The sequence below is a fragment of the Paludibacter sp. genome (genome assembly GCF_009712605.1).
In the GTDB taxonomy this organism is placed as follows: domain Bacteria; phylum Bacteroidota; class Bacteroidia; order Bacteroidales; family Paludibacteraceae; genus Microbacter.
Genome location: NZ_WASO01000011.1, coordinates 100,215 through 114,351 on the forward strand (window position 1 = coordinate 100,215; position 14,137 = coordinate 114,351).

14 protein-coding genes and 1 pseudogene are annotated in these 14,137 nt (G+C 43.4%); 14 read left to right on the forward strand and 1 reads right to left on the reverse strand.

All coding sequences use genetic code 11. The features are described from left to right. Nucleotides 1-9: 9 nt before the first annotated feature. The 12 genes and pseudogenes from menC to F8N35_RS09995 all read left to right on the forward strand — a co-directional run. Nucleotides 10-1,029, forward strand: a pseudogene (gene menC / locus F8N35_RS14570) (o-succinylbenzoate synthase); the annotation flags it as partial. A gap of 90 nt (nt 1,030-1,119) precedes the next feature. Beyond that, complete coding sequence (locus F8N35_RS14575) at nt 1,120-2,139, forward strand: AMP-binding protein (protein ID WP_363928379.1); 1,020 nt, start codon at nt 1,120-1,122, stop codon at nt 2,137-2,139. A gap of 135 nt (nt 2,140-2,274) precedes the next feature. After that, on the forward strand, nt 2,275-3,405 hold the full coding sequence (locus tag F8N35_RS09950) for an ATP-binding protein (RefSeq protein ID WP_293052155.1): 1,131 nt from the start codon (nt 2,275-2,277) through the stop codon (nt 3,403-3,405). Between the two features lie 147 nt (nt 3,406-3,552). After that, the gene (locus tag F8N35_RS09955; protein ID WP_293052158.1) at nt 3,553-4,800 is read left to right on the forward strand and encodes a nucleoside permease; all 1,248 of its coding nucleotides are present in this window, start codon (nt 3,553-3,555) and stop codon (nt 4,798-4,800) included. 14 nt (nt 4,801-4,814) lie between these two features. Continuing rightward, a complete protein-coding gene (locus F8N35_RS09960) occupies nt 4,815-5,642 on the forward strand; it encodes a metallophosphoesterase (protein ID WP_293052160.1) in 828 nt (275 codons plus the stop codon). Between the two features lie 174 nt (nt 5,643-5,816). Then, nucleotides 5,817-6,527 (forward strand): UMP kinase, encoded by a 711-nt coding sequence (pyrH, locus tag F8N35_RS09965; protein WP_293052162.1) that lies wholly within the window; start codon nt 5,817-5,819, stop codon nt 6,525-6,527. 88 nt (nt 6,528-6,615) lie between these two features. After that, nucleotides 6,616-7,458, forward strand: a complete 843-nt coding sequence (gene panC, locus F8N35_RS09970) for a pantoate--beta-alanine ligase (protein ID WP_293052165.1) — start codon at nt 6,616-6,618, stop codon at nt 7,456-7,458. 86 nt (nt 7,459-7,544) lie between these two features. Beyond that, on the forward strand, nt 7,545-7,895 hold the full coding sequence (panD, locus tag F8N35_RS09975; RefSeq protein WP_068701969.1) for an aspartate 1-decarboxylase: 351 nt from the start codon (nt 7,545-7,547) through the stop codon (nt 7,893-7,895). Between the two features lie 81 nt (nt 7,896-7,976). Continuing rightward, nucleotides 7,977-10,616: an AsmA-like C-terminal region-containing protein gene (locus tag F8N35_RS09980; protein ID WP_293052170.1), complete on the forward strand. Its 2,640-nt coding sequence runs from the start codon at nt 7,977-7,979 to the stop codon at nt 10,614-10,616. A gap of 154 nt (nt 10,617-10,770) precedes the next feature. After that, nucleotides 10,771-11,010 (forward strand): 50S ribosomal protein L28, encoded by a 240-nt coding sequence (gene rpmB / locus F8N35_RS09985; protein WP_068701966.1) that lies wholly within the window; start codon nt 10,771-10,773, stop codon nt 11,008-11,010. Between the two features lie 18 nt (nt 11,011-11,028). Next, the gene (gene rpmG, locus F8N35_RS09990; RefSeq protein WP_068701964.1) at nt 11,029-11,217 is read left to right on the forward strand and encodes a 50S ribosomal protein L33; all 189 of its coding nucleotides are present in this window, start codon (nt 11,029-11,031) and stop codon (nt 11,215-11,217) included. Between the two features lie 12 nt (nt 11,218-11,229). Then, entirely contained in the window at nt 11,230-11,382 is a 153-nt protein-coding gene (locus tag F8N35_RS09995; RefSeq protein WP_084252236.1) for a DUF4295 domain-containing protein, read from the forward strand. A gap of 699 nt (nt 11,383-12,081) precedes the next feature. Here F8N35_RS09995 and F8N35_RS10000 read toward each other — a convergent pair. Next, nucleotides 12,082-12,516 (reverse strand): hypothetical protein, encoded by a 435-nt coding sequence (locus F8N35_RS10000; RefSeq protein WP_293052178.1) that lies wholly within the window; start codon nt 12,514-12,516, stop codon nt 12,082-12,084. A 139-nt stretch (nt 12,517-12,655) separates the two neighbouring features. Here F8N35_RS10000 and F8N35_RS10005 point away from each other — a divergent pair, with 139 nt between their 5' ends. Continuing rightward, nucleotides 12,656-13,651, forward strand: a complete 996-nt coding sequence (locus tag F8N35_RS10005; protein WP_293052181.1) for a D-alanine--D-alanine ligase — start codon at nt 12,656-12,658, stop codon at nt 13,649-13,651. Nucleotides 13,652-13,664: 13 nt separating this feature from the next. Further along, nucleotides 13,665-14,078 (forward strand): tRNA (adenosine(37)-N6)-threonylcarbamoyltransferase complex ATPase subunit type 1 TsaE, encoded by a 414-nt coding sequence (tsaE, locus tag F8N35_RS10010; RefSeq protein WP_293052184.1) that lies wholly within the window; start codon nt 13,665-13,667, stop codon nt 14,076-14,078. The last annotated feature ends 59 nt before the right edge of the window (nt 14,079-14,137 follow it).

Consider the following 14,137-nt stretch of genomic DNA (forward strand, 5'->3'; position numbering starts at 1 on the left):
CCGAACAATATGGCACTTGCTTACCGCATACTTCCCTACACATTGCATTTCAAACAACCGGCGGGCACTTCGCGCGGCGTTTACCGCACCCGGCAGTCGTGGTACGTGCAGTTGTGGCACACCGAACAACCGCTCCGCATCGGCATTGGCGAGTGTGCCCCCCTACCCGATCTGAGTTGCGACGCTCTGCCCGGTTACGCAGAAATTTTAGACCGGTTTTGCCAAGAGCTCATTGTCAACGGAAAACTGGATTACATCGCTTTACGCCCCTATCCCTCGATGTTGTTTGGACTGGAGACGGCACTCCGTCACCTCGAAACCGGATCTTTCTGGCTCTGGGATACCCCGTTTTCGCGAGTTGAAAAAGGCATCACCATCAACGGCCTTATCTGGATGGGTGATAAGGATAAAATGTTCAGTCAAATAGAACAAAAAATGGAGAAAGGGTTCCGCTGTATCAAACTGAAAATCGGTGCCATCGATTTTGAAGAAGAACTAGCGCTGATCCGCCATATCCGCAGCCACTTCTCGCCCGACCAGATCGAAATCCGCGTGGATGCCAACGGCGCTTTTTCGCCCGACAATGCACTGGAAAAACTGCACCGGCTAGCCGAATTGCAACTTCACTCCATCGAACAACCCATCCGGCAGGGACAATGGGAAACGATGGCAAAACTGGTAAAAGAGACTCCTCTTCCCATCGCTTTGGACGAAGAACTGATTGGCATCAACAATCCGGCAGAGAAACAACGCTTGCTGGATACCATTCATCCTCAATATATTATTCTGAAACCATCGCTTCACGGCGGGATTCAGGGTTGCACCGAATGGATTGCCGAAGCCGAAAAACGTTCCATCGGCTGGTGGATCACCTCGGCGCTGGAGTCGAATATCGGCCTGAATGCCATTGCGCAATGGTGCGCCACTCTCAATCCTTCTCTGCCGCAAGGATTGGGCACCGGGGCTCTTTTTACCGACAACATCGACATGCCGCTGGAAGTAATAGGAGACCAACTCTGGAATAAACAGGCTGAAACGGAAGAAAACGCACCCTACTGTCTCGATAGAAACCACCAATCGATAACCCTCAACGGCATTCCCTATTCCAAAGAACTGGCATTGATTCTGGCAGATACCAAGCTGACCGAACCGGAAACACCCGAATGGGAACGCGAACTGTTCGCCTTTTTACAAGCATGGTGGAACGATTCCCCCACCCTTACGGTTCACACCTCCGGCTCGACCGGAACACCCAAAAACATTGTGGTGGAAAAAGAACGGATGATGCAAAGTGCCATCACCACCTGCACCGCTTTGGGATTGCAACACGGGGATAAAGCGCTGCTATGCCTGCCGGTACGCTACATCGCGGGCAAAATGATGGTAGTACGCTCACTCGTTGCCGGACTCGATCTCTACACGGTTGCACCGAATGGCCACCCGTTAGCAACTATTCCGAACGATCTGATATTTGACTTTGCCGCCATGGTTCCACTGCAGGTATTCAATTCCTTGTTGAACGATAAAACAGCATTAGGAACCATCAAAAACGGCATTATTGGAGGTGCCGCCATTGATCCGGAAATGGAAATGAAAGTTGCCGAACTGCCCAATGCCTGGTACTCCACCTACGGCATGACCGAAACGCTGTCGCACATCGCACTGCGCCGCCTCAACGGCACAACACGGTCGGAAACTTATCGCCCGGTCAATAACGTCAACATCTCCCTTTCCGAAGACGAAACGCTGACAATCGATGCTCCCCGGATCTGTCCCGAAAAAATCGTTACCAACGATATTGCCCGCCTCTTGCCCGATGGCAGTTTTGAAATTCTGGGCCGCAAAGACAACGTAATCAACAGCGGGGGCATCAAACTACAAACCGAACAGATTGAACGAAAACTCGCTCAAATTCTTGATGTCCCGTTTTGCATTACCTCCGCTCCCGATCCGAAGTTGGGCGAAAAATTGGTATTACTAATCGAATCGAAAGAGATTTCGAAACAAGATTTACTAAATAAAATATCTTGTCATTTAGGTGTTTATGAAACTCCGAAACACATTATTGCGGTAGATAAAATACCAATGACCCCCAACGGAAAAATAGACCGGAAAGCTGCAAAAGATATGGTTGAGTGAGAAGAAAAAAGTGATTCGAAAGTCAATTCTGCTCTCAAAATGTATGATTTTGGTGATTACGATATAAAATTATTATAATATTTGGTGATTACAATCACTAAATTCACTATATTTGCGATTTAATATCATCCTATTATGATACAGCGAAAACTTTCCGAAGTAATAAGCAGCCGACTTTTTTCGGGCAAAGCCATTTTGCTCATCGGAGCCAGACAGGTAGGTAAAACTACTCTTTTAAAGCAACTTATATCTAATCAGGATAATGCATTGTGGTTCAATGCTGATGAGTTCTCGGTCAGAAATTTATTTGAAAACGTTTCGGTCGAACGTTTCCGCACGCTGTTTGGCGATGCAAAAATTGTAATTATCGATGAAGCACAACGCATCGAAAATATTGGAATTAAGCTCAAACTCATTACCGACGAGCTCCCTGATATACAACTCATTGCTACAGGAAGTTCTGCTTTCGAGCTGTCGAACAAGATTAACGAACCACTCACCGGCCGCAAATGGGAATACGAACTCTATCCTCTCTCTTTTAGCGAAATGGTAGCGCATCATGGCTATTTCGAAGAATACAAGCACTTGCCTGTCAGGCTAATTTACGGATATTACCCTGACGTAGTAAACAACCCCGGAAGCGAAAATCAAATCCTGCATCAGCTTACCGAAAGCTACCTGTACAAAGATATTCTGGAATGGGAACGGATTAAAAAGCCTGATAAATTGCTGAAACTGTTGCAGGCTCTGGCTTTTCAGGTTGGTAGCCAGGTCTCATTTAATGAACTGAGCAATTTGGTTGAAATTGACAAAATTACCGTCGAAAAATATATCATCCTGTTGGAACAATCCAAGGTCATTTTCCGTTTGTCGTCATTAAGCCGGAATCTTAGAAATGAGCTGAAAATGAGCCGAAAAATATATTTTTATGACAATGGAATTCGTAATGCTTTGATTTCTAACTTTTCTGACATGGAAATGCGGACAGATAAGGGAGCTTTATGGGAAAATTTCATGATTAGCGAACGAATTAAATTACTACAATACAACGAAATATGGGCAAATAAATGGTTTTGGAGAACAAGCGCCCAACAGGAGGTAGACTATATTGAGGAAGCTGATGGTAAAATGACCGCTTATGAATTCAAATGGAACCCGGCTAAAAAAGCAAGAATTACCAAAGTGTTTTCAAATGCCTATCCGACAGCAGACCTGAAAGTGATTAACAGGGATAATTTTGACCAGTTTTTGCTCCTAAAACCATAAAATCCAACTTTTGGTGATTACGATAGAAAAATATTATAATATTTAGTGATTACGATCACTAAAATCACATTTTATTAAAACACACACGATTTTTGCCAACATCCGACAAATTTGTACTTTTGTATCAACTTAAATTAAAATCGCCTTATGAACATAAAATTCCGCCTGACGCTGATGAGTTTTCTCCAGTTTTTTATCTGGGGATCGTGGTTGATTTCTCTCGGTGGATATCTGGGCCGCAACCTCAACTTTGAAGGAGGCCAAATTGGATCGATTTTCGCAACACTGGGCATAGCCTCACTGGTAATGCCCGGAATCATCGGCATCATCGCCGACAAATGGATCAATGCCGAACGTTTGATGGGCATTTGCCACCTGTTCGGAGCCGGAGCGCTGTTTTATGCCTCCACCCTTACCGACTACGATCACATGTATTGGGCGATGCTAATCAACCTGTTCTTTTACATGCCCACCATTGCACTGAATAACACGGTAGCTTACAACGCTTTGGAGCAATATAAATACGACATTGTCAAATCTTTTCCCCCAATTCGAACGTTCGGAACCATCGGTTTTATCGTTGCCATGTGGGTGGTCGACCTGTCTGGCTTCAAAAACTCCAACGCACAGCTTTACGTAGGCTCCATTGCTTCGCTGTTCATGGCCCTGTATTCATTCACACTTCCGGCTTGTACGCCCGCCAAAACCGAACATAAATCGCTGATGTCGGCGTTGGGACTTGATGCATTGGTCCTGTTCAAAACACGGAAAATGGCCGTTTTCTTTTTCTTTGCCATGCTTTTGGGAGCTGCGTTGCAAATAACCAATTCGTACGGCGACCTGTTTATCGGCAGTTTCAAATCGATTCCGGAATATGCCGAATCGTTCGGTGTAAAACATTCGGTAATCCTGCTTTCGCTATCGCAAATGTCTGAGACACTGTTCATTTTGACCATACCATTCTTCCTGAAACGCTTCGGAATCAAACAGGTGATGCTGATGAGTATGCTGGCCTGGGTGCTCCGTTTCGGATTTTTCGGCATCGGCAACCCCGGGTCGGGACTGACACTGCTCATCCTCTCGATGATCGTTTACGGCATGGCATTCGATTTCTTCAATATCTCTGGCTCACTGTTTGTTGAGACCGAGGCAAAACCCGAAATCAGAGCCAGTGCACAGGGATTGTTTATGATGATGACCAACGGGTTGGGAGCCATTATGGGAGGATATGCTAGCGGAGCAATCGTCGATTTGTATTCCAAATATGGAGAAGGCGGTGTACTGATTAGCCGCAACTGGCCTACCATCTGGTTTATATTTGCAGGTTATGCAATGGTCATTGCAGTCTTGTTTGCGCTGTTCTTCAAGTACAAACACAAAGCAAATTCGATCTAAAAAAGAGAACACACGTGAAACGTTTAGGAATAATTATCCTGCTCTGGGCGGAAATCGTTTGTTCGGTTTCCGCCTTTGCGCAAAATGGTACCGGATCATTCCGGTTTGCCCTGATTACCGATACCCACCTCAAGCAAACCGATCCGCGAAACGAAGCGACGTTGCGTCAAACGGTAAAGGATCTCAATGCGCAAAAAAATCTGGATTTTGTGATTGTGGCCGGCGACGTAGCTGATAAAGGCGACCGACCGTCGCTACTGAAGGCGAAACAACTGCTCGACAGTCTGAAAATACCTTACTATGCCATTCCGGGCAACCACGATACCCGCCATTGCAAAACAATTACCTCCACCTTCGACTCAGTATTTGTTCAACACCACTTTTCGTTTATGCACAAAGGATATTTCTTTATCGGATTCAATACCGGACAAGGCAATGGAAATAACCGGGGACGTGTAAACCAGAATGAACTCAACTGGATCAACGCCCAGTTATCGAAAATTCCGTTACACCAACCTGTAATTGCTATCACTCATTTCCCTATCGTCTCTGTTCAGGTGGACGATTCAGCCAAAATAATAAATACACTATTGAAATACAATACCAAAGCTATACTGGGCGGCCACTATCACCGCAATGCCGTATTCGACTATAATGGTGTTCCCGGTATTCTTACGCGTACTCTCCAACAAACTATATCCGGAAAATGTGGTTATTCGATAGTTGAAATCGCCAACCAAATAAAGGTATACGAACGGAATCCTCTTACTTCCTCATCCTATCTCTGGCTTACATTGCCACTGAACAAAGAGAACGAGACAATTGCCGAATCAAATCCGTAACTTTTTTCTTAATTATTTTCCAGGTCCTAACTTGTTATGAGTTAAATTGAACTGGAAATCAACCCTATTTAAATCGACTATTTCCACATCTTAAATTCCTTTTTCATTGCCATACCAATAAATTTGCCGAACTTTGCGCCGCAAAATATAACGCTATTTTAACCCTACATTTTTATGGCAATTTACAAACGCATTTTGCTAAAAATCAGCGGTGAATCGCTGATGGGAGAAAAACAGTACGGCATCGACGAAACCCGCCTCGGCGAGTATGCTGCCCAAATTAAAGAAATAGCCGATATGGGCGTTCAGATCGGAATCGTTATCGGAGGTGGCAACATCTTTCGCGGTTTGAGTGGCGCTTCCAAAGGTTTCGACCGTGTAAAAGGCGACCAAATGGGCATGTTGGCTACCGTTATCAACAGCTTAGCTCTCAGCTCTGCACTCGAAGCTTTGGGCGTAAAAACGCGCGTATTGACGGCTATCCGCATGGAACCGATCGGCGAATTCTACAGCAAAGCAAAAGCTATTGAAAGTCTGGAACGCGGCGAAGTAGCCATCTTCTCAGCCGGCACCGGCAATCCGTTCTTCACCACCGACACCGGCTCTTCACTTCGTGCCATCGAAATTGAAGCCGACGTGATGCTCAAAGGCACTCGTGTGGATGGCATCTACACTGCCGACCCCGAAAAAGATCCTACCGCCACCAAATTCGACGAAATTACATACGACGAAATCTATATCCGTGGCCTCAAAGTGATGGACCTGACCGCAACCACCATGTGCAAAGAGAATAAAATGCCGATCTATGTTTTTGACATGGACACCGTTGGCAACCTCAAAAAGGTGATGAGCGGCGAAAAAATCGGAACTTTAGTAAAACTATAATCAAAATGTGGAAATTTGAAGATGTAAAGATTTGAGGATGAACCTACATCCCCAAATTTTCAAATCCTCAAATCCTCAAATTAAAACAATGAAAGTCTTTTCAACCATTGCCGATCTGAAAGCTGAAATTGCAGCTCAAAAAGCAGCCGGCAAAACTATCGGACTGGTTCCCACCATGGGAGCCCTCCACGCAGGACACGCTTCACTCGTGAAAAAATGTGCTGCAGAAAATGACGTAACCGTAGTTAGTGTTTTTGTAAACCCGACTCAGTTCAACGACAAAAACGATCTGAAAAACTACCCGCGTACGCTCGAAAAAGATACCGAACTGTTACAAAGCGTCGGATGTAACCTTATCTTTGCACCAAGCGAAGATGAAATTTACCCCGAACCTGATACCCGCGTTTTCGACTTCACACCGCTCGATAAAGTGATGGAAGGCAAGTATCGTCCGGGGCATTTCAACGGAGTAGCTCAGATTGTGAGCAAGTTATTTGACATCGTGACACCCGACAGGGCTTATTTTGGAGAAAAAGACTTTCAGCAACTGGCCATTATCCGCGAGATGGTAAAACAGCTCGGTTTGGCGCTCGAAATCATTGCCTGCCCTATTGTGCGCGAAGCCGACGGCCTAGCATTGAGCAGTAGAAATGCCCGTTTAACTGATAGTCAGAGAAAAAAAGCGGTAACCATATCGAAAGTTTTATTTGAAAGTCGTAATTTTGCACCCTCAAAACCGATTGCCGAACTCACCGACTGGGTAATTGACAACGTCAACAAAGAGAGTGAGTTGCGCGTCGAATATTTTGAGATCGTCGATGGCAATACCCTTCAGGCAGTATCGGATTGGAATCAAACCGATTATATCGTAGGATGTATCACCGTATTTTGCGGCGAAGTGCGCCTCATCGACAATATTCGTTATAAGTAGTTTTATTTTATTGAATTAAGGCAAATTAATCACCTGTTGAAAGTTGTCGGTCGACAATAATTAACACCCACTAACCAATCATTTTCATGCAAATTGAAGTTTTAAAATCCAAGATCCACCGTGTCACTGTTACCGACGCGAATTTGAACTATATCGGCAGCATCACTCTTGACGAAGATTTAATGGATGCCGCCAATCTCATAGAGCACGAAAAAGTCAGCATTCTGAACAACAATAACGGTGCACGCTTCGAAACTTATATCATTAAGGGAGAACGCGGTTCTGGAACCGTATGCCTGAATGGTGCAGCTGCACGCCTGGTTCAACCGGGTGATATTGTGTTGGTTGTGTCTTTTGCAACGATGGATTTCGAGGAAGCAAAAACCTGGAAACCAACCATCATTTTTCCCGACACGGCTACCAATAAGCTGAAATAAATTCCGGCATTCGTTTGCCGTTTGCTGACAGAGCTCTCTGAGTCGATTCCTTTGTTTTTGATTTTATATCCAATAATCTTTATGAAGAAACAACTCATCATTTTTGGCTCTGTTTTCGGAGGATTTTTCTTGATCCTCCTTTTTTTGCCTATGGCATTCAATGGCAAAGTAGACACTATTGTCAAGTCTGAAACCAACAAAAAACTTAACGCAACGTTCAATTACAGCAAGTTAAGTATCAGCTTGCTACGTAATTTCCCGAAGGCGACCATCGAGCTCGAAGATCTTTCCATCGTCGGTGCAGGTGAGTTTGCCAAAGATACACTTGTCTCCACCAAATCTTTTCAGGTGGTGGTCAACCTCCTGAGCCTTTTTGGAAACAGCGGTTACGAGGTTTCCAAAGTGGTGCTCGATCGCCCGGTGGTAAACGCCATTGTGGGCAAAGACGGCAAAATGAACTGGGACATTATGAAACCGGATTCTACTGTTGCCAAAACCGACACGACCCCGTCTAAATTTCACCTCAAACTTAAAAAGCTGGCTATCGACGAAGGTCGGATTACCTATAACGACCGTAAAGCCGGACAATTGCTTACGCTCAACAAGTTTTCAGGAACGCTCTCGGGCGATATGACGGCCGACGTAACCGACATCGAAACGCAGATGAAGGCCGAAAAAGTGAGCTTCACCATGGGAAATATCCCCTATCTGCGCGATGCCAACATCGAGTTGGAAGCCAACCTGAATGCCGATCTTAAGAACAGCAAATACACGCTCAAAAAGAACAAAATTAAGGTCAACGACCTAGAAGCCAGTCTCGACGGTTGGGTTGCTATGCTTCCGAAAGGCTACGGCATGGATCTCAAACTGTCAACTCCGGCACTTGCCTTCAAAAACATTCTTTCGCTGGTTCCTGCTATCTATGCCAACGACTTTAAGTCCGTTCAGGCTGATGGTAAGGTCTCTCTGGAAGGCTATGCAAAAGGCCAGTACAGCGATTCGGTAATGCCATCATTCAAAATTGCATTGAATGTAATCAACGCCTGGTTCAAATACCCGAATCTCCCGAAATCAGTCACCAATATCAATCTGCAACTTATTGCCGAAAATCCGGGCAACCGCCTCGATCAGGTACAACTGCACGTACCGAAATTCCATTTCGAAATGGGCGGAAATCCCTTCGATTTGAGTGGCAATTTTAGTAATTTGCTTGGCAATACGGCATTTGCAATGAAAGCCGCCGGACGGCTCGATTTGGGTGGAATTAAGGATTTCTATCCGCTCGAAGCCGGAACTGGCCTCACAGGACTTATTACAGCCAATCTGGCCGCCTCCGGCACCATGGAACAAGTACAAAGCGGTCAGTACGAAAACATCAACGCCAACGGGTTGTTGCAAATCAATAACATGAACTACAAGGGCAAAGATATGCCGGCGGTTCGTATTCCACAGGCAAAATTGCAGTTCTCTCCCAAATTTGCCGAACTGAGCAATACTCAAATCATTATTGGCAAAAGTGATATTTCAGCTGATGGAAAACTGGAAAACATCATTCCCTACGTGATGAAAAATCAGACTATTAAGGGAACACTTAATGTATCTTCCAATAATCTGAATTTTAACGAATTGATGGCGTCGTCAACCACGACAACAAGTAATAAATCAGTTCAGACAACTGCATTTGTAGTGCCAAAGAACATAGATTTTGTACTCAATGCCAAAGCAAAGAAGGTGGTTTACAATAAATTCGATATCAACAATCTGGCAGGTCAAATCATTGTGAAAGACGGTATTGCTTCGATGAAAAATGTTCAATTGGGAATGTTTGATGGAACTATCACAACCAATGGTAGTTACAGCACCGTCGATCCTAAAAAGCCGGCCGTGGATTTCGATCTGAACATTCAGACTGCTTCATTTGCCAAAACATTCGTATCGCTCGATATGGTGCAGAAACTGGTTCCTATTTTTGAGAACGTAAAAGGAAACTATTCGGTGAAGATGTCGCTCAAATCGTTGCTCGACGACAAAATGAACATCGACTATAACTCTTTATTGGCAAATGGCTTGCTTCAGTCGAATAATGTTCAGGTAGGTGGAGTATCGGCACTTAATTCACTGGCTACGGCTCTTAAGAATGACAAACTCAAAAGCTTCTCAACAAAAGATCTGAAAATCCCGTTCACCATCGCCGAAAAAGCAGTGAATGTGAAGCCATTTGATGTAAAAATAGCTAATTACACCCTGAATTTGGGAGGAAAAACCGGTCTGGACAAAAGCATTCTTTACAACGGGAAACTAACCTTGCCTCCGGGAACTCCTTCTCCATTAGGAATCAATCTCAGCAACATTCCGTTCCAGATTCTGGGAACTTTCAGTAATCCGAAAATTAAATTAGGCACTGCCGAACTAGGCAAATCGATTGCCAACACCGCGTTGAGCACAGCCAAAAGTGCTGTAGCCCCGAAACTGGACGCAGCCAAAGCCGAAGCGCAGAAGAAAATGGATCAAATCAGGGCAGATGCCAAGGCCAAAGCCGATGCACTTTTACAGGCTGCACAAAGCCAGGCTGACAACATCGTCAATCAGGCAAAAAACCCGTTTGCTAAAATTGCTGCTAAAAAACTTGCCGACGAAACCATGAAAAAAGCCCAGCAAAAAGCAAACGACATCATTGCAAAGGGTGACGAAGAGGCGCAAAAATTACAAGTGTCAAAATAATATTGCGCTGAAATTCAGCACAATGATTAAAAAAGCAGAAAAGAAATCCAATTATAGAAATAATTTGTGGATAATTTTTTGGTTGTTGATAAAATTTCTGTACCTTTGCGCTCCCATTCTGTGAAAGAATAAACAATAAAAAATAGAATAAGATATGGCAAAGACTTGTCAAATTACCGGAAAAAAAGCAATGACAGGAAACAACGTTTCTCACTCGAAACGTCGCACAAAACGCGTTTTTGATGTAAACCTGTTTACACGTAAGTTCTATTGGGTAGAACAAGATTGCTGGATTAGCCTGAAAGTATCGGCTGCCGGACTGCGCACGATTAACAAAATCGGTTTAAATGCTGCCATTAAGAAAGCAGCTGAAAAAGGGTATTTATACGTATAACCAAGAGGAGGCAGAGAAATGGCTAAGAAATCAAAAGAAAACAGAATCCAGGTGATTTTGGAATGCACCGAGCACAAAGAAAGCGGTATGCCGGGTACATCTCGCTATATCACAACCAAAAACCGTAAAAACACAACCGGTCGTTTGGAGTTGAAAAAATATAACCCTATTCTGAAAAGAGTAACGGTTCATAAAGAAATCAAATAATAACTATATACTATGGCAAAGAAAGCGGTTGCATCATTGCAAACAGGTGAAGGTCGTGCCTATGCTAAGGTGATTAAAATGGTTAAATCTCCTAAGACTGGTGCATATGTCTTCAAAGAAGAAATCGTTCACAACGATGAAGTAAAAGGATTTTTCGCTAAATAATTTAGCGCTACATTATAACTGAAAAGAGGTTGTTTCATACGAAGTAACCTCTTTTTGTTTGTCATTATAATTGTCCTTATTCAACTTTCGTAAGCATTGTTTTCTACCTGTATAACATGTTTAAAATATTGATATTTATAATGCACAGAAATTTATAATTGAAGTTTTGCACCATATATTTTTCCAAATTTCAAATTTGTTCTTTGCCTGCCGCAGGCCTTACTTTTTGGTGCAAAAAGTAAGCAAAAACATTGACGGAAAGAACTCGTTCGCTCGGCTATGAAACATTTTCTCATTAACCAACTTCTGTAGGTAGCCTACTCACTCAAACAGCTTTCCGTCAGTTTGGTATTTTTGTTGATCCCTTCGGGACTGATTTCACCAAAGATGATAAAATATCCTGCTATTTTCATCTAACTTGCTCATGCAGATTGGAGTGGCCTTGTGCGGTGAGCCAAAAAACAAGTGAAGCGACGCAAAAATCGTCCTTGTTTGAAGTTTCTGACGCAAGGAGGAAACGAGTTTGGGCGATTTTCGTCGGTGAACGTCAGTTTTTTGAGCGAAGCGGGCATAGCCTTGACCTTTTTGTTTACTTTTTGTGTCAAGACAAAAAGTAAAAAGAGAACATGAGGTCTATATCAAAAACGAAATTAAAGGTATTATATTAAGTAGTTCAGAAGTTGCGAAAGTTGGATGTGCCTAATAAATAAGCCATGCTTTCACAAATCTGACGGCCGACAACAACAAGGGAATGCTCATAAACAGATAGAAAAGAGATAAATATGGCAAAGCAATCAAATGGCTAGTCCGCAACCCTACCCCACCACTAATCATCACCGCCATTATTCCGTAAGAGCGTAAATTGAAAAACGAGAAAAGACAAGGACGTTCGTTTTTCATTTCCCGGATGCGGTTGATGTGTTTATTTGAAATACGGAGAAACATACCCCTGAAAAACAATAAACCTCCTGTAAAAGAAAGGATTAATAACCACGGCCAGCCCGATACCGGCTCGAAATAAGTACAACTTCGCCACAACAACATGCCTCCTGCAAACAGCCACATGCAGGCTGCCACCAATAATAAATTGTGCCGGGATATACGGGGAGTTATTTTATGAATGAAATGTTTCATAGATTTTTGAATTAGCCTGCAAAAATACATCACGATTCGATTATTCCTGCTTTTTGTGCCAACATTAGTAAAAAAACGTACCTTTGTGCTGTCAAATAAACGACATCTATTTTTTAGTAACTTATTATCATTCAATACAATGTCAGTTAATAAAACTATTGCAATTGTTGCCGGTGGAGAACAATCTGAAGTTATTGTTTCTATTAAAAGCGCGAAAGGTATTTTTTCTTTCTTACAAGATTCCGGTTACAACCTCTATATCGCAGTAATTGAAAAGGATAACTGGCATGTTTTGCTCGAAGACGATTCGACCTTACCGATTGATAAAAACGACTTCAGCTTTGTATTGAACGGGCAAAAAATCACTTTCGACTGCGCCTACATTACCATTCACGGTATTCCTGGCGAAGATGGCCGCTTGCAGGGCTACTTTGAAATGATCGGAATGCCTTACACTTCCTGCAACGTTCTGGCTTCTGCCATCACCTACAATAAATACGTTTGCAACACTTACCTGAAAGGTTTCGGAGTAAATGTGGCACCATCTATCCGTTTGAGAAAAAGCGATGTAATTACAGCCGCTCAGGTGGTCGAAAAAGTGGGTCTACCCTGCTTTGTAAAACCTAATCTCGGTGGTTCCAGTTTCGGTGTTACCAAAGTAAAAGCCGTCGAAGAGGTAGAACCGGCTATTGCAAAAGCTTTTGCCGAAGCACAGGAAGTAATTATCGAAAGTTTTATGCAGGGAACTGAAATCACCAACGGAATCTTCTCCACGGCTAAACGCCAGGTGGTACTTCCTATCACTGAAGTAGTTCCGGCGAACGAATTTTTCGATTTTGCCGCCAAATACAAAGGCGAATCGCAGGAAATTACACCAGCCCGTTTGTCGGCTGAACTGACCGCGGAAGTACAAAAAACAACTGCATTTATTTATAATACTTTAGGTTGCAATGGCATTGTACGCATCGATTACATCATCACCGAAGGAGATAAAATCAATCTGCTGGAAGTAAATACCACCCCGGGAATGACTCCTACCAGCTTCATTCCCCAACAAATTCCTCACGCAGGATTGGTTATCGGTGAGGTAATTTCAGAAATTATTGAAGATGCTATTGCCCGCAAAAAGGCTTAAAAGTAACTTTTCTATGACTTTTCAAATAAAATCACTCGATACGATCCGCGAAACTGCCCGTGAATTTATCAATAACATGGGTGAACGCACGGTTTTTGCTTTCTATGGTTCGATGGGAGCCGGAAAAACAACCTTTGTGAAGGCCGTATGCGAAGAGCTCGGCGTGAAAGACGTTGTAAACAGCCCCACATTTGCCATTATCAACGAATATGAGGTGGAAGGTAAGGCACCCATATTTCACTTCGATTTTTACCGTATAAACAAGCCTGAAGAGGCTTTCGACTTCGGGTATGAAGACTATTTCTACAGCGGAAGCATTTGTTTCATCGAATGGCCCGAAAAAATAGAAGCACTTTTACCAGAAAATTGCGTGAAAGTAACTATCGAAGAACAAGCGGATGGAAGCCGAAAAATTGAAGTGGAATAAAATCTCCGGGTACTATTTCATAATCACATAAAACAGAAAAAGCGGCAAAAATGCCGCTT